Annotated in this window: 13 protein-coding genes; 6 read left to right on the top strand and 7 right to left on the bottom strand. The window is 68.2% G+C overall.

All coding sequences use genetic code 11. The features are described 5' to 3' along the window. From ACFWF3_RS03750 to ACFWF3_RS03760, 3 genes are all read left to right on the top strand, one after another. Window positions 1-496, top strand: a 496-nt coding sequence (locus ACFWF3_RS03750) for an FAD-binding protein (RefSeq protein WP_379312314.1), incomplete at its 5' end; no start/stop codon positions are given. Window positions 497-531: 35 nt separating this feature from the next. Beyond that, window positions 532-732, top strand: a complete 201-nt coding sequence (locus tag ACFWF3_RS03755) for a hypothetical protein (RefSeq protein WP_379312315.1) — start codon at window positions 532-534, stop codon at window positions 730-732. 29 nt (window positions 733-761) lie between these two features. After that, window positions 762-2384: an AMP-binding protein gene (locus ACFWF3_RS03760; protein ID WP_379312324.1), complete on the top strand. Its 1623-nt coding sequence runs from the start codon at window positions 762-764 to the stop codon at window positions 2382-2384. Window positions 2385-2405: 21 nt separating this feature from the next. Here the strand turns inward: ACFWF3_RS03760 and ACFWF3_RS03765 are convergent, their stop codons facing one another. Together ACFWF3_RS03765 and ACFWF3_RS03770 are read right to left on the bottom strand one after the other, a co-directional pair. Further along, window positions 2406-3068 carry a TetR/AcrR family transcriptional regulator gene (locus tag ACFWF3_RS03765; RefSeq protein ID WP_379312316.1) on the bottom strand — a complete coding sequence of 221 codons (663 nt, stop codon included), beginning with the start codon at window positions 3066-3068 and terminating at the stop codon, window positions 2406-2408. Continuing rightward, entirely contained in the window at window positions 3065-3385 is a 321-nt protein-coding gene (locus tag ACFWF3_RS03770) for a hypothetical protein (RefSeq protein ID WP_379312317.1), read from the bottom strand. The genes ACFWF3_RS03765 and ACFWF3_RS03770 overlap by 4 nt, the downstream gene beginning before the upstream one ends. 232 nt (window positions 3386-3617) lie before the next feature. On the opposite strand from ACFWF3_RS03770, the gene ACFWF3_RS03775 reads away from it, so the two are divergent. Both ACFWF3_RS03775 and ACFWF3_RS03780 read left to right on the top strand, forming a co-directional pair. Further along, the gene (locus ACFWF3_RS03775) at window positions 3618-4802 is read left to right on the top strand and encodes an LLM class flavin-dependent oxidoreductase (protein ID WP_379312318.1); all 1185 of its coding nucleotides are present in this window, start codon (window positions 3618-3620) and stop codon (window positions 4800-4802) included. Window positions 4803-4804: 2 nt separating this feature from the next. After that, window positions 4805-5887 (top strand): alcohol dehydrogenase catalytic domain-containing protein, encoded by a 1083-nt coding sequence (locus ACFWF3_RS03780; protein ID WP_379312319.1) that lies wholly within the window; start codon window positions 4805-4807, stop codon window positions 5885-5887. Window positions 5888-5928: 41 nt separating this feature from the next. Here the strand turns inward: ACFWF3_RS03780 and ACFWF3_RS03785 are convergent, their stop codons facing one another. From ACFWF3_RS03785 to ACFWF3_RS03805, 5 genes are all read right to left on the bottom strand, one after another. Then, window positions 5929-6702, bottom strand: a complete 774-nt coding sequence (locus ACFWF3_RS03785; protein WP_379312320.1) for an SDR family NAD(P)-dependent oxidoreductase — start codon at window positions 6700-6702, stop codon at window positions 5929-5931. Between the two features lie 73 nt (window positions 6703-6775). Next, window positions 6776-7606, bottom strand: a complete 831-nt coding sequence (locus ACFWF3_RS03790) for an SDR family NAD(P)-dependent oxidoreductase (RefSeq protein WP_379312321.1) — start codon at window positions 7604-7606, stop codon at window positions 6776-6778. An 8-nt stretch (window positions 7607-7614) separates the two neighbouring features. Further along, the gene (locus ACFWF3_RS03795; protein ID WP_378991766.1) at window positions 7615-8109 is read right to left on the bottom strand and encodes a nuclear transport factor 2 family protein; all 495 of its coding nucleotides are present in this window, start codon (window positions 8107-8109) and stop codon (window positions 7615-7617) included. 156 nt (window positions 8110-8265) lie between these two features. Next, window positions 8266-8652: a hypothetical protein gene (locus tag ACFWF3_RS03800; RefSeq protein WP_378991765.1), complete on the bottom strand. Its 387-nt coding sequence runs from the start codon at window positions 8650-8652 to the stop codon at window positions 8266-8268. A 174-nt stretch (window positions 8653-8826) separates the two neighbouring features. Then, entirely contained in the window at window positions 8827-10053 is a 1227-nt protein-coding gene (locus ACFWF3_RS03805; RefSeq protein ID WP_379312322.1) for a PucR family transcriptional regulator, read from the bottom strand. A gap of 263 nt (window positions 10054-10316) precedes the next feature. Here ACFWF3_RS03805 and ACFWF3_RS03810 point away from each other — a divergent pair. Next, window positions 10317-16243: amino acid adenylation domain-containing protein (locus ACFWF3_RS03810; protein ID WP_379312323.1), on the top strand; the 5927-nt coding region annotated here is incomplete at its 3' end.

Raw genomic sequence — 16243 nt, forward strand, 5'->3', positions numbered from 1 at the left:
CCTGGACGAGCAGGCATACGAGGTAGTACAGGAGAACGAACGGTGGGGCGTCCAACCGCATTTCGTGGCCGAGACTCTCGACGACCTCGAACAGCAGATCGGCATGCCGCCCGGCGCGCTGGCGACGACGGTCGCCGAATACAACCGGCACGCGGCCGACGGGCACGACCCTTACTTCCACAAGGCGGCGTACTGGCTGCGGCCGCTGCGGTCGCCGTTCGCCGCGATCGACGTCCGGCGTGGCATCGCTCCGCCCGAGTACGGCGAAGCGGGGCGTGGCGGAGCTGAGGTGTTCACCATCGGTGGTCTGCACACGACGGTCGACGGCCAAGTCCTCGACTTGGACAGCGCACCGATCCCGGGTCTGTACGCCGCGGGCAGGGCCACGTCGGGCCTGCATTCGTGGGGCTACATCAGCGGCACGTCGCTCGGCGACGGCACCTTCTTCGGTCGCCGCGCCGGTGTCGCCGCGGCCGCGCCTCCCGCTGCGTCCTGAACCGAGTCGGCGGCTACCGAAACAGGAGTCTCACCATGGCGATCGTCGAGCCGGGCAGTACCTGGGCGCCGCTCGAGCAGCGCTCGGCCACCACCACAAACGAGCGGCACCGCACGGTGCTCGGAATGGCAGGCGGCAGCAACGTGCTCGAATCCGAGCTGAATCGGCTGGTTGTCGATGATCATTGTGTGGTGAACAAGGGTTTCCTGAAACTGATCTACCCGGGGTCGGAGTGACGGGCGCGCGCCGGGCGGACATCGCGTGCATGCTGCTCGACCGGCTCGGCGACCAGCGGCTCGGCCTGCGCACCCGCGACGCAGAGTGGAGCTGGGATGCGGTGGTCCGGGAGTCGGCTGCCCGTGCGGAGCTTGCCCGCACCCTGCGCCGCGACGGCCCGTTCCATATCGGGGTGCTGTTGGACAATGTGCCCGATTTCGTCTTCTGGCTGGGCGCGGCGGCTTTGGCGGGTGCGACGGTGGCGGGTCTCAATCCGACCCGGGGCGACGCCCAATTGGCTGCCGATATCGGGTATGTCGACTGTCAGTTGATCGTCACCGATGCCGCGGGGATGGCGCGGCTGCGGCAGCTGGATCTCGATCTGGCCGAGGATCGGTTCCTGCTGGTCGATGATCCAGGCTATGGCGCCCGGATCGATGCCTGCCGGGTGCCGCCTGCGGCGGTGGGTGGGCCGGACTCGCTGCTGCTGTTGCTGTTCACGTCCGGCACCACCGGTGCGTCGAAGGCGGTGCGGTGCACTCAGCGCCGTCTGTCGGTGGTTGCCTACGCGGCGACGGCCAAGTTCGGGCATGTGCGCGAGGACGTGGACTACTGCTGTATGCCGCTGTTTCACGGCAATGCGATCATGGCGTTGTGGGCGCCTGCGTTGTCGGTCGGTGCGACGGTCTGCCTGACGCCGAAATTCTCTGCGTCGCAGTTCCTTCCGGATGTTCGGTACTTCGGGGCGACCTATTTCACCTATGTCGGCAAGGCGCTGGGGTATCTGCTGGCCACGCCCGAAACCGCAACGGATTCCGACAATTCGCTGGTGCGCGGATTCGGTACCGAGGCGTCGGTGGCCGATCAGGACGAGTTCCGGCGCCGTTTCGACGCGCAGCTGTTCGAGGGGTACGGCTCCAGCGAGGGCCCGAGCCTGGCCGCCCTGGATCCGGCCGCGCCGCCCGCTGCGCTCGGCAGGCCGGCGCATCTCGGTGTGGCGGTGGTGAATCCGGATTCGTTGCGGGAGTGCGCACGGGCCGAGCTCGACGAGTACGGCCGGGTACTCAACCCTGATGAGGCCATCGGGGAGATGATCGACAAGGCCGGTGCGCTCGCGTTCGAGGGCTACTACAAGAACGAGGTCGCCGACGCCGACCGTCTGCGCAACGGCTGGTATTGGACCGGGGATCTGGGCTATATCGACACCGGTGGATTCCTGTACTTCGCCGGTCGCAAGGGCGACTGGATCCGGGTGGACGGCGAGAACACCTCGGCGCTGATGATCGAGCAGGTTCTGCGCCGTCATCCCGCTGTCATCGCCGCCGCCGTGTTCGGGGTGCCCGATCCGCGTTCGGGCGATCAGGTGATGGCCGCCGTCGAGGTCGCCGATCCGGGTGGTTTCGATGTCGACGCGTTCACCGAATTCCTCTGTGCGCAATCCGATCTCGGCGGCAAAGGTCTCCCCCGGCTGCTGCGCGTCTCGGCGAATCTTCCGGTGACGGGGTCGAACAAGGTGCTCAAACGCGAACTGCAAGAGCAGGCGTGGCGCACCGATGAACCGGTGTACCGGTGGGTGGGGCGTGGCCGACCGGTCTACGGGCGCATGACCGAGGCGGACCGGCGGTCGGTGGAGTCGGAGTTCGCCGCGTACGGCAGGCAGCGCATGCTGTGACCAGCTCGTGCCTGCGAGACCTCAGGTGAGTAGCCGGATCAGGCCGCCTGCCAGGTAGGTCACCTGGTCGTCGAAGAAGTGGACCAGGTCGTCGGCGCTGGGGATCGCGCCGCGGCGGTGGTTCCATTCCTCGGCTCGGCTCAGTGCCTGGAGGAAGACCATGAGCGCGGTGGCCCAGCGCTGTTCGAGCCGGATGGGGTCGGTGTCGGGAAAGGTGCGCCGGACCTGGTGCAGCAGCACCGCGCGGAGGTCTTGTTCGGCGGCGTCGAGCGCGGGGTGGTTCTGTGCCGACATCTGGGCGACGATAGCGATCCAGCGCATGCCGCGAGTGCGGTGGCGCGAGAGCAGTTCCCGGTACGGGTCGGTGACGGCGCCGACGAGTTCGTCGACGGTCGGCGCGTGCTCGCGGCCGGCGAGCGCGTCGACGTTGGCGCGGATGCGGTCGCGCACACCGGCTCCGAGGTCCAGCAGCACCGCGGCCAGCAGGTCGTCTTTCGTGCCGAAGTGGTAGTTGACCGAGGCGGGGCCCAGCCCGGCGGCGGCGTTGACCGCGCGGACCGAGACCGCGTCGACGCCGTGTGTGGCGAAGAGTCGCTCGGCGGTCTTCACCAAACGCGTGCGCGTCGCGTTTCCCTGGCGATTGGCGACCGGAGCGGTCGGATTCGTGTCGACTGTGCCGGTCATAGGGTCTGCCAGCGGCAGTGCGCGCGGACGCTCAGGCCGGACTCGTCGAACCAGCCCTTGGCCAGGGCGTAGTCGAGCATGGCGGTGAATCGTTCCCGCCAGGTCAGGTCGGCGCCGAAGTGGTCGCCGAGTTCGTCTTCGAGGCGCTGCGTGCTCAGCCACACGTGGGTGCCGTCGAATTCGCCCCAGCCGAGGAGTACATCGTGGAGGCGCACTGTTTCGGGTGTCGCGTGGACGAGTACCGACAGCGAGTCGAAGTCGGTGGACTGGGCCAGCGTGACCGGTGGCTTCCGCCGCGGATCGATGTCGAGAAACATGGTCGGACTCCTCGCGAATCGGCGCCGGTGACCGCCGGGAAAATTGGATCAACTGATCCAATCATCGACATCTGATACGGCCGGTGTCAACAGTCGAATCGGTTGCTTCTTCGGTGAATCGCAGCATTTCCCGCTGATCGGGAGAAGCACTTCTGGATCAGTTGATCCAAGTCGAAGCTGAGGACGACGCCGTGAGCCCGCTCACCGCACCGTTTCGACGAGGAGACGCACCATGTGGAGCCCCAGTTCGATCAGATTCGGCGCCTTTCTGGCTCCCTATCACCCGCTCGACGCCGACCCAGCCCTGCAGCTGCGTCGCGACATCGACCTGATGGAGCACCTCGACCATCTCGGATTCGATGAGGCGTGGATGGGCGAGCACCATTCCACCGGCGCCGAGATCGTGCCCGCGCCGGACCTGTTCATCGCCGCGTCGGCCGAACGCACCCACCGCATCCGGTTCGGTACCGGGGTGGTGTCGCTGCCCTACCATCACCCGCTGGTCACCGTCGACCGCATCACCCAACTCGACCTGCAGACCCGCGGCCGGGTCATCTTCGGCACGGGGCCGGGCAAGATCCCCCTCGACGCGCACATGATGGGCATCAACCCATCCGATCAGCGCCGTCGCCAGGGCGAAGCACTCGAGGCGATCCTGGGGCTGCTTCGTGGCGATGTCGTCGACATGCAGACCGACTGGTTCACCCTGCGCGATGCACGGGCCCAGCTGCCCACCTACGACCCGGCCGGTATCGAGGTGGCCACCGCGTCCACCATCTCCCCGAACGGATCGGTCCTGGCGGGAACGCACGGATTGTCGTTGCTGTCACTGGCCGCGGGTTCGCCGACCGGTTTCGCGGCGCTGGAACGCAATTGGGGCGTGTACGAGAAAACCTGTGCCGAGCACGGTCATCTCGCCGATCGGGCGAACTGGCGGCTGGTCACCCCGATGTTCTTGGCCGAATCGCGCGCCGATGCCGAGCGCGCGGTCTCGCGGCGCATCGGGTCCATGGCTGCTTACGTCAACCGGCAGACCGGGCAGCGCCCGGACTGGGCGCGGACCTCTCACGGGATCGTCGAGCAGTGGCGCAACGACACGCTCGGTGAGTTCGGGCAGGCCGTCATCGGCACACCGGACGAGGCCATCGCGCAGATCCAGCGGTTGATCGACAAGACCGGCGGATTCGGCACGTTGCTGATCCTGCACGTGGACATGGCCGATTGGGAGGACACCAAACGCAGCTACGACCTGTTCGCCTCCGAGGTCGTCCCACACTTCAAGAATCGCAATGCCGGACGCCGGGCCAGCCTCCAGTTCGCCGAGGATCACCGCGAGTTGCTGATCGGGCAGCTGGTCACCGCGATCACCGAGGCCACCACCGACTACTACGGCGCCGACGCCGTGACGGGAGCGTGAGGATGCGCGCCGTGCGATTCCTCGACGGAGAATTCACCGTCGGCGAGGTACCCGAACTGCCCGAGACCGGTCCCGGCCAGGTTCGCATAGCGGTGGCTGCCTGCGGAATCTGTGGCAGTGACCTGTCGGTGTCCAAGGATGCGTGCCGCTTCGTCGAAGTCGCCGAGGCGGGCGGGTACCCGCTGGCCGCGTTCGACACCGAACGACCGGTGGTGCTCGGGCACGAGTACGCCGGGGTGATCACCGAGCTCGGTGCCGGGGTCACCGATTTCGCGGTGGGCGACCGGGTGGCGGGTATCGGCTTGGCCACCGATGCCGCGACCGGTATCCCGACGATCATCGGCTACTCCAACACCTACCACGGGGCGTTCGGTGAGGCGATCATCGTCGATGCGTGCTGGGTGCGCGCAGTCCCCGACGACCTGCGACTGGACCATGCGACCCTCGCCGAGCCCCTGCACGTGGGTGAGATGCACGTCCAGCAGTCGGGGCTCACCGCCGCGGACTCGGCGCTGGTGATCGGCTGTGGGACCATCGGTTTGGGCGCCGTCGTCGCGGCCAAGGCTCGTGGCGCGAGGATGGTGATCGCCTCCGAGCCCTCGCCTCGGCGCCGGGAACTGGCGACGCTCATGGGCGCCGACATCGTCGTCGATCCGACCGAGCAGAATCTCATCGAGGTGTGGAACGCCCTGGTCGCCGACGCCGACGCCGGCTCCGTTGTCGGTGCGGCCGCGAACGGAATCCTGATCGCCTACGAATGCAGTGGGCGTGCCGGGATACTGAACGAGCTCACCCATCAGATGCCGTTCAATTCGCGGATCCAGGTGCTCGCCGCCGGATTCACGGCCGAAACCATCACCCCCGTCGTGCCCCAATTCCGGCGCATCGCCGTCAATTTCGGTCACGGGCCCTACCAGGACGCCTATGACATCACGCTGCGGCGGCTGGCGGCCGGGTCGATCGACGCGGAGGCGATCATCACCGCGCGCGTGGATCTCGGCGGTGTCGCGGACGCGTTCACGACCCTGCGTAGCCCACAGGATCACGTGAAGATCATCGTCCGGCCCGGTCTTTCCGCGGACTGACCCCCACCGTACGCGGGCAGACCGGGTCTGCCCGCGTCAGTTCAGATGCCGAAACCGCCGGAGACCGACAGTTGCTGACCGGTGATGTACCCTGCCTGTTCGGAGGCCAGGAACACGCAGGCGGCGCCGATGTCGGCCGCCGTGCCCCATCGCTTCATCGGCACGAAGCGGCGGGCTTCGGCCTCCCAGGCCGCGTCGACCACGCCCGTGGCTTTCAGCTCGAGGAACATGCCTGCCTCGATGACGCCGACCAGCACCGAATTGGCGCGGATATTGTGCCTGCCTTCCTCTTTCGCGATGCCGCGGACCAGCGCCTCGTTGGCGGCCTTGGGCAGCACGGACAGACCGTCGAGCCGGGGCCACCACCGGTCACCGGCGGAGCCGAGGTGGATCACCGAGCCGCCGCCGTGTTCGCGCAGATGCGGCAGCACGGCGTGCACGGCGGTGAACATGCCGAGCGCTTCCACCTCGATCGACTGCCGGTAGCGGTCGGGTTCGGTGTCGGCGAGGGTGATCTGGTCGACGACCGGGCCGGCACCCCACACCAGCGTGCGGATCCGTCCGTGCTCGGCGATCACCTCCGCGATCACCCGGTCGACGGCGGCCGTGTCGCGGACATCGACCTGATGGGCGCTGGCCCGCCCGCCGAGCGCACGCAATTCGGCCACGGTGGTCTCGGCGACGGATTGTTTGCTGCGGTAGCAGATCGCCACGTCACCGCCCGCCCGTGCGAAGTCCGCGGCGACGGCGCGGCCGAGGCCGCCACTGCCACCGAAGACCAGTGTGACACCGTCGAGAAGAGTCAGTTGCATCATGGGGGAAAGCTAGCGGCGCCGCGTCTTTCGCCGCATGCGGGTCTCCCGCCCAGCGGGAGCCACGACTGCCGCCTCAACGGACGCCGAAGAGCGCACCGCCACCGAATGCCGCGCGATGCGAGACCGGTTGTCCGCCATCGATATCGGTGATCCCGTAGTCGACGGCGGCCTCGGCCGTGATCACCGTACTGCCGCTGCGCGCGCCGACCTCGGGATCGGTGGCCAGGGCCAGGACGACCCGGCCGACGAATTCCGGTGTCTCCGCGTCGGCGATCGGGAACCCCTCGATGTCCTCGACACCCAGTGCCAGGACCTGCTCGGTGCGCACGATGCCGGGCCACAGCGACAGCGTGCTCACGCCGGTGTCGCGCAGTTCTACGGCCATGTCGGCCGCCATCTTGTCCAGGCCGGCCTTCGACATTCCGTACAGCACCGAGTGCAGGTAGCCGCGGGTGCCGAACAAGGAGATGTTGGCGATGACGCCGCTACCGCGAGGCACCATGAGCCGTGCCGCTTCGACCGAGGCCACGTAGTGCGCGCGCAGGCCGACACCGATCAGAGTGTCCCAGTCGGCGACGGGCCGTCGCCAGAACGGATCACTGAATCCGGCGAAACCGTCGGGATTGGCCCAGACGTTGTTGACCAGCAGGTCGAGCCCGCCCTGCTCGGCGGTGATGCGAGTGAACACCGCGGCGATCTGCGCGTCGTCGCGGTGGTCGCAGCGCACGGCGATGCCGGCGCCACCTCGAGCGCTCACCTCAGCGGCCGCGACTTCCAGGGGGCCGCCGTCACCTTCGGTGCCGCGCCCGGTCAGATACACCGTCCAGCCTGCTGCGCCCAGTGCCAGCGCGATTCCCTTGCCGACGCCACGGCTGGCGCCGGTCACCAGAGCGATCTTCGACATGTCCGCTCCTACTGCGCGATCCGGGTGGCGTCATCGAGGGGGCGGGTGATCGCCCACAACTGGTGGAACGTGCATGTCGCGATCTTCCAGTGCCCGTCCTGCACCCGGTATTCGTCGGCGTACTCACCGGTGGCGACGGTTTCGGTGCGCTCGATCAGGTTGACCTGGCGAAAGCGCAGCGTCCACCGGCCGCTGGCCGTGCCGTCCTCGCGCACGGTGATGTCGGGGTGCACGCCGTGGTGCATGTCGAGGATCGCGTTCTTGCCGTCCACCTGCTGCAGCGCGATCGAGGCGAAGACCGCGGCCATGCCGTCGGCGTCGGTCGTACCGAGCGTGCCGTAGTCCAGCACCGACCCGGCCGCGACGAAACAGTCACGGAACCCGACCGGGTCTTTGGCATCGCAGGCACGGAAATAGCGGTGCTTGAGCGCGGTGATCGACTCGATCGCCGCCAACCGTGCGAGGTGGCGGGCCGGGTCGTCGGACGGCGGTGTTGCAGACATCGAGCTCCTTGGTCGAATCGACAGATCAGACGTGAAGAAGCTCGAATGGCTGTGAGCGTCCGCTACGTCCCGCGGTCGCCACCGTAGGCGCGGAACGCGGTCACCGCGTGCCTGTGTTCCCGCTCATCGGGAACGCCCGCAGGCCTGTGTACACGCTCAGGGGCGGTCGACGTCGGCGATGATGACCTCGGGCTTGAAGATGACCTTGTAGTGGTAGCGACTCACCTCGGCGGCCTCGAGCTGTTCGACGAAGTAGCTCACGTTGTCCGAGAGGCCGAGAAAGTGCTTCTTGTATTCGTCATCGCCGGTCTTGCACGTCACCTCGAGCTGGTTGTTCTCGTCCTTGATCGAGCACTTGCCCTCGATGGACAGCAGGTACTTGTCGGTGATCCCGTTGAAGAACACCACGCGTCGGTTGATCTTGAACTGGTCCGATTCCTTGGACAGGTTCTTGGAGACCACGTCGGCGTCGCTCGAGCATCCGGTCACTGCGATGGCACCTGCGAACAGCGCCGCGACAGCGGCGATCAGTTTCTTGTTCATTCCCCCACCTCGTTCGTCCTTCTTCAGACCATCATGAGTGTCTGCGGTCGAGATCGCCACTGTCAGTGCCATTCCCACCCGATTCGGGCGATGACACGTCGGACGGCGGCGAGCTGATCACCGACCCGATGGTCGCGCCCGCCCGGCTGTGCATCCCGCACAAACCAGCTGGGCTCAGATTGTCCGAGTCAGGACGTGGGGGTACCAGCGGCAGATGCCCAGGGCGAAGCGTAGTTCGAAGGTGTCGGTGTCGACGGCGATGCCGTAGCGGCCGGTGACCTGTTGGATGCGGTACTGGACGGTGTTGCGGTGGACGTCGAGGACGCGGGCGGTGCGCGAGTAGCTGGCGCCTTCGGCGAGGAACACCTCGAGGGTGTTGCGCAAAAGTTCTACTTTGGCGCCGTCGCCTGCCAGCGATCCGAGGACGCGGTGGACGAGGCCGGTCAGCTCGTCGGGATCGTCGGACAGCAGCGCGAAGGGCGCGATCGTGTCGTAGTCGACCACAGTGGGCGCGGTCTCCCCGGCCGAGACGACGAGCGCCTTGGCCCGTGCCGCGCTGCGGGCCGAGCGCCGGAAGCCCGGCAGCCCCTGGCCGACCGGCCCGAGCGCTACCCGTATCGGCAAGCCGGAAGCCGCGAGTTGGGCGGTGAGTTCCTCGACCGCGCAGGGCTGTCCGGTCGGGAACCACAGGCACATGGCGCGGTCTCCCGACGCGGCGACCAATTCGGCGCCACCGGTGCCCATCGCCGCGGCGAGCAGCTGTCGGGCCTGCTCGAGCGCGCGCACAGCCTCCGCGCCGGTGACCGTCGACCACACTTCAGTGGCGTAGTGCCACTGATCGAGTTGGTAGCCCAGCACTTCCTGGGCGGCGGCGACATCGACATCGTCGTTGTCGAGCAACCGTGCGATCCATTGCTGGCGTGCGGCTTGGCGGCTGCTGAGCCAGCGGTCCCGTTCGGCCTCGTAGATCCGCCCCATCGACGAATTGAGCCGATCCAGGTAGGTGCCCGCGAATTTGAGCAGTTCGGCGATCCGGGCGGGCTGGTCAGGGCCGGGAACGGCGAGGACGAGCCCGATCGCGGCGTCGAGGATCCGGTACTGCCCGAGACCGTAGGCGCGCAGCAGGATCGTCAGCGGCACACCGCGCCGGGCCAGCCGTTGGGCGTAGGCGGCGGCCCCGGGGGGCGGGCCTGCAGTGGCCGGGTCGATGCCGTTCGCCAGCACGTACTGCACGGCGGCGATGTTCTCGGCGATGCTGGCGGCTCGCATCTCGGCCAGATCGGCGGCGACGTCGTTGAGCGGGATCATCTGCTCGGTCACCCGGATGAGGTCGGCGGTGATGGCGTCGACGCGCGGGCCCAGGGCCTGTCCCACCCACACCAGGGATCCGTATGCCGCCATGCGCGCTTCCGTCCGTTGAACAAAAACCGTCGACGGCATTGTGCCATCCGCACAAATTTCTGGTCGATTCGGTCTCGGCGTCGATAAACAAACCGGTCATGTGGTCGTGACAGCGTGACATGTGGTGTCATGGTCGCCGAACGCCCCGATATCGACTCCTTCTTGCTTGTTCGACACTGGTCCGCCCCGGTAGGCCGAATCCGACAGGGTTCGTGGGTCATCGCAGAGCTGTGGGCCGGTTAGCTGAAGGATGTTGTACTCGAATGCGTGAAGCGCGCACCTCTCCACGTGAAGTTCGTCGTGCGCCGCGCGGTCGAGGCAACCGAAAGTCGAGTGCTCCCCTCTTCCCTCAGCTGCTGACCGCGGCGGTCGACACCGCCGGTGATGCCGTCGCTGTGTCCTGTACCCCGGTCGACGGTGCCCGCCGCGAACTCACCTACACCCAACTCGACGAGTACTCGTCCCAACTGGCCAGAGACCTGATCGCGCGCGGCATCGGTCCCGGCGATGTCGTCGCGCTCGGATTCACCCGGTCGATCGAGTCGGTGGCGGCGGTGTGGGCGGTGGCCAAGACCGGCGCTGCCTATGTCCCTGTCGATCCGGCGCTGCCTGCCGAGCGGATCGCCTATCTTCTCGAAGACTCCGGCGCCGTCCTCGGTCTCACCGGCACGCCACATCGGGAGATGCTGGGCGATTCGGTCGACTGGCTCGACATCGACGCCCCGGCCCAGCGCGACCGCATCGCCACCTACCCCGCCCACCCGATCTCCTACCTCGACCGAGTTCGTCCGCTGATCGATCAGCACCCGGCCTATGTCATCTATACCTCCGGTTCGACCGGGCGTCCCAAAGGCGTGGTCGTCACCCACACCGGTCTCGGTGCCTTGGTCGCGGCCGCCCGGGAACGCTATTCGGTCGACGAAGGCGACCGCGTGCTGCACGTGTGTTCGCCGAACTTCGACGTCTCGGTACTCGAGCTGCTGGTGGCATTCAACTCCGGTGCCACGCTGGTGGTCTCACCGTCGACGGTCTTCGGCGGCCCCGAACTCGCCGAGCTGCTGCGCCACGAACGCGTGACCCACCTGCTGATCACCCCGGCGGCGTTGGAATCTGTCGACCCCCGCGACCTGGACGCCCTGCGTGTCGTCGTCGTAGCGGGCGATGCTTTCGGCCCGACCCTGGTCGAGCGCTGGGCCGACGGGCGTGCCTTCTTCAACGGCTACGGCCCGACCGAGGCCACCATCCTCGCCACCGGCACCACCGCACTGCGGCCCGGACAGCCCATCACGATCGGCACGGCATTCGCCGGAGTCGGTGCGACAGTGCTGGATTCGCGCCTGCGCCCGGTTCCCGCGGGCGTGGCGGGTGAGCTGTATCTGTTCGGGCCCGCGCTGGCCCAGAGTTATCGGGGCAGGCCCGCGCTCACCGCTGAACGATTCGTCGCGTCACCTTTCACCGATTCCCGCATGTACCGGACCGGCGACCTGGTCCGGCGCACCGCCGACGGTGACATCGAATACCTCGGCCGCTCCGATTTCCAGGTCAAGATCCGCGGTTTCCGCGTCGAACTCGGCGAGATCGACGCCGCGCTCACCGCCCACCCCGACATCGAGTACGCGGTCACCCTCGGTACGAAAGCCGACTCGGGCGCGACCGTGCTGGTGTCGTATGTGCTTGCCCAGCAAGGCAAGTCGATCGACACCGACGCAGTAGCGCGCTTCGTGGGCACCTCCCTGCCCGCCCATATGGTGCCGACCGTCCTGATGACCCTCGACGAGATCCCGTTGACCCCCAACGGCAAACTCGACCGTAACGCCCTGCCCGCACCGGTTTTCGGGGCTGTGGGTTCGCGTGCGCCGGAGGGCCCGGTCGAGACCGCCATCGCCGAACTGTTCACCCAGATCCTGGGTCTGGAGCAGATCGGTGCCGAGGATTCGTTCTTCGCCGCCGGTGGTGACAGCATTCTGTCCATCCAGCTCGTGTCGCGCGCGCGCAATGCCGGCATCACGTTCACCCCGCAGGCCGTGTTCGAGCACCGCACCGTCGCCGGGCTGGCGCGGGTGGCGGTGGTGGGTGCCGAGTCCGCGCCCACGTTGACCGAACTGCCCGGCGGCGGTGTGGGCATGATGCCGTTGACGCCGGTGCTGGCCGCGTCGCTGGCCGATGGGCGGGTGTTCGGCCGGTTCACCCAGCAGATGGTGTTGGCCCTGCCTGCTGGTATCGACCGAAATGCCCTGGTGGACACCCTCACCGCGGTGATCGACCACCACGACATGCTGCGGGCTGGTCTGCGACAGGTCGACGGGCAGTGGGAGCTGCACACTCTGCCGCCGGGCGCGGTGGACGTGGGCGACCTGCTCCAGCGCGTCGATGTCCCGGCGGGCACCGACGCGCTCGGTGAGATCGCCGACGCCGCGATGGATTCCGTGCTCGCGGCGCTGGACCCGCAGGCGTACCGGATGATCGGCTTCGCGTGGCTCGCTCGTCCGGACGGCCCCGACGGTTTGGTCGTCGCCGCCAACCACGCGGCGATCGACGGAGTGTCGTGGCGAATCCTGTTGTCGGACCTGGTCGCCGCGGGGGCCCAGGTCGGCCGACGTGTCGTGCTGCCCCCGGTCGGCACGTCGTTTCGTCGCTGGGCGCACGGCCTGACCGAGGCGGCGCCGAGCAGGCGCGAGGAACTCGACCACTGGCGCCGGACCCTGTCGGTACCCGACCCGCTGCTCGGCGATCGCCCGCTCGACTCCCGCGATACCGCCTCGACGGTGCGAACCATCAACGTCGAAGTTCGCGCCGACATCACCCAGGCGATCCTGACCGACCTGCCCACCCGGTACCGCGCGGGCGCCGAGGACGGCTTGCTCGCCGCCCTGGCCATGGCTGTGCGCACGTGGCGGGCCCGGCGCGGTGTCGACGCCCCCACGACCCGCGTCCGTCTGGAAGGCCACGGCCGCGAACAGTCCGCGGTCGACGGCGCCGATCTGACCCGCACGGTCGGCTGGTTCACCAGCATGTATCCGATCGCCCTCGACCTGAGCGAGGTCGAGGGCGACGCCGCGTGGCACGGTGGCGACGCCACGGCCGCCGTCGTCAAGGCCATCAAGGAACAGCTGCGTGCGGTGCCGCACAAGGGCATCGGTTTCGGCATGCTCCGCCATCTGGACCCGGAATCGGCATCGCGGCTCGACGGCCCCCTCGGCCAGGTCGGCTTCAACTATCTGGGCCGGATCACCGCGGGCGATCTCGGCGATACCGACCACAGCTGGCTACCCACCGCCGGGTGGGGCGAGCCCGTCGCCGAACAAGACCCCGATCTGCCCGCTGCCGCCGTCATCGACATCAACGCCCTGGCCACCGGTACCGACGCCGGCCTGACTTTGCGCGCGTCGTTCTCCTACGCCTCCGGCATCATCGACGAGGCGTCGGTGCGCGAACTGGCCGACTGCTGGACCGCGGCCCTGACGATCCTCGCCGAACACCTGCGCGATCCGGCAGCCGGTGGGCTCTCGCCCGCCGACGTGCCGCTGGTCCAGGTCACCCAGGCAGAACTCGACACCTGGCATCGCGAACGCCCGCACCTGACCGATGTGCTGCCCTTGGCGCCGTTGCAGCTCGGTCTGTTCTTCCTCGCCCAGGTGTCGCCGGCCGACCCGTATCTGGTCCAGCTCGCGGTCGAGCTGACCGGCGAGGTCGACACCGACCGCCTGCGCCGAGCCGCCCGAACCGTCCTCGACCGCCACGCGATCCTGCGCACGGCCTTCGGATCGTCGGCGGCGGGCACGCCGGTCGGTTTCGTGGCCGAGGGTGTTGCGGTGCCGTGGCAGATCATCGACACCGAACTCGACGATGCCGACGAGTTCCTGGCCGCCGAGGCGCGGATCGGTTTCGAACTCTCCACTGCGCCGCTGCTGCGCTTCACGCTGTACCGCCGCACCCACGGCATGCATCTGGTGTTGACCGCGCACCACCTCCTCGTCGACGGCTGGTCGATGCCGTTGCTGATGCAGGAACTACTGCTCTGCTACGCCACCGACGGCGCCCCGGCGGTGCTGCCGCGGGTACGCCCCTACCGTGACTACCTCGCCTGGCTCGCGGGCCGAGACCGTTCCGCCGCGTTGCGCGGCTGGCGCGAGGCGTTGACCGGGCACACCCCGACCCTGCTGACCACCGCGGTCGCGCCGCCGACCGAGCCGTGCGAGGGCCACGGGATGTGCACCGTCGAGCTGTCACCGGCGGAGGCCGAGGACTTGGCGGCCTGCGCCGCGGCCAACGACGTCACGGTCAACACCCTGTTCCAAGCGGCATGGGGTGTGGTGCTGGCCGGTGCGTTCGGCCGCGACGACGTGGTGTTCGGTGCGGTGGTCTCGGGTCGCCCGCCACAATTGGACGGCGTCGACACCATGGTCGGACTCTTCGCCAACACCATCCCCGTTCGCGTCCGTTTCGCCGAGTCCGAGCCGTTGCGGAACATGTTGTCGCAGCTACAGTCCGAGCAGATCGCCGTGCTGGACGGCCATCACCTCGGTCTCGCCGAGATCCAGCGGGCCGCGGGCACGGGCGAGCTGTTCGACACGCTCATGGCCTACGAGTCCTATCCGGTCGACACCGAGGGAATGCGACGCGCACACGGCTCCATCGACGGCCTCGAGATCGTCGATATTCGAGCCGCCAACGCCACGCACTACCCGGTGGCCGTGGGTGTCGAGGTGGGCGAGGGGATTCGCGTCGGCCTCCAGTACCGCCTGGACCTGATCGACACCGGCATCGCACAAGCTCTCGCGCACCGCCTCCGCGCCACCCTCGACGCCTTCCTCCACACACCCGATCAGACCGCCGCACAGCTCCTGGACACCCTCGACCAGCACAACGATCCGATCGCGGAGGCCGGCTACTGGCATCGCGTCCTCGCGGACCTGCCTGCCGAACTGGACCTCCCGACAGATCGCGCCCGCCCCACGGGCCCCGTGCGGCCCGATGCCCGCATCGGCTTCGAGATTCCCGCCGAACTCCATCACCGCATGCGGGACTTCGCCGATGCTCGCGACACGACGGTCTTCAGCCTCGTGCACACGGCCTTCGCGGTGCTGCTGGCCCGGCTGGCCAACACCGAAGACATCGCGATCGACACCCCGTGCCCGCAGTCTCCGGATGCCCGCCTGGTGTTGCGACTGCCGGTGTGCGGCGCGACCTGTGTCGACGAGCTGCTGGCTGAGGCGACCACGGTCGCCCGGCGAGCATTCAGGCGAAACGGGTTGTCGCACAGTAATCTCCAGGCCGTCGGCGACGCGGCGGGGCCACTGGTGCGGGTCACTGTGATGTCGGACGAATGCCCGACTGTGGCTGCCGTGGAGCGCGACCTCGTGCTGTCGCTACGCGCCCCGAGCTCCGACGACCATCGACGATCAGGCGCCGCGGATGACCACCGACCAGGTGTCGCCGCCGCCAGCGACCGCCCGGCCGGTCCCATCACCGCCGAATTCGTTTACGCGAGTGCGCTGTTCGACCGGGCAACGGTCGACGTGTTCGCGCAGCGCCTGATTCGCCTGCTGACGGACGCGATCGAGCGCCCGGATACCGCTGTCGGTGATCTCACTGTCCTCGATGCCGCGGAAAAATCGGCCCTCACAGCGCGCAACACCGACACCGGTTCCACCCTGTTCCCCGACCTGGTCGCACGCGGCAACGCGCTGGGCCTCGACAGGATCGCCGTTCGGCACGAGGGCCGTTCGATCACCTACGGCGAACTGACCGAGCGGACCACCCGCTGGGCCCGCGAACTGATCGCACAGGGCGTCGGCCCCGAAGTCGCTGTCGCCGTTGCCCTTCCCCGGTCCTACGACATGGTCGCGGCCGCGCTCGCCATCGCCGCGGCGGGTGGGGTGTATGTGCCGATGGACCCGCGCAATCCCACACGTCGCCTCCATCACCTGGTCACCGACTCGGGCGCGATACTCGGCATCACCGCCGCCGCGCACCTCGGCGACCTGCCCGACGACCTGACCTGGCTCACCCTCGACGACCTCGACCGAGTCACCGCCACCCACCCGACGACACCGATCACCGACGCCGACCGCCGCTCACCCCTGCGCGTCGACCACCCCGCCTACCTCATCTACACCTCCGGCTCCACCGGTCTGCCCAAGGGCGTCACCGTGACCCACGCCGGTCTGGCACCGCTGGTCGAGGAGGC

This window comes from Nocardia sp. NPDC060220 (assembly GCF_042727815.1).
GTDB lineage: Bacteria > Actinomycetota > Actinomycetes > Mycobacteriales > Mycobacteriaceae > Nocardia.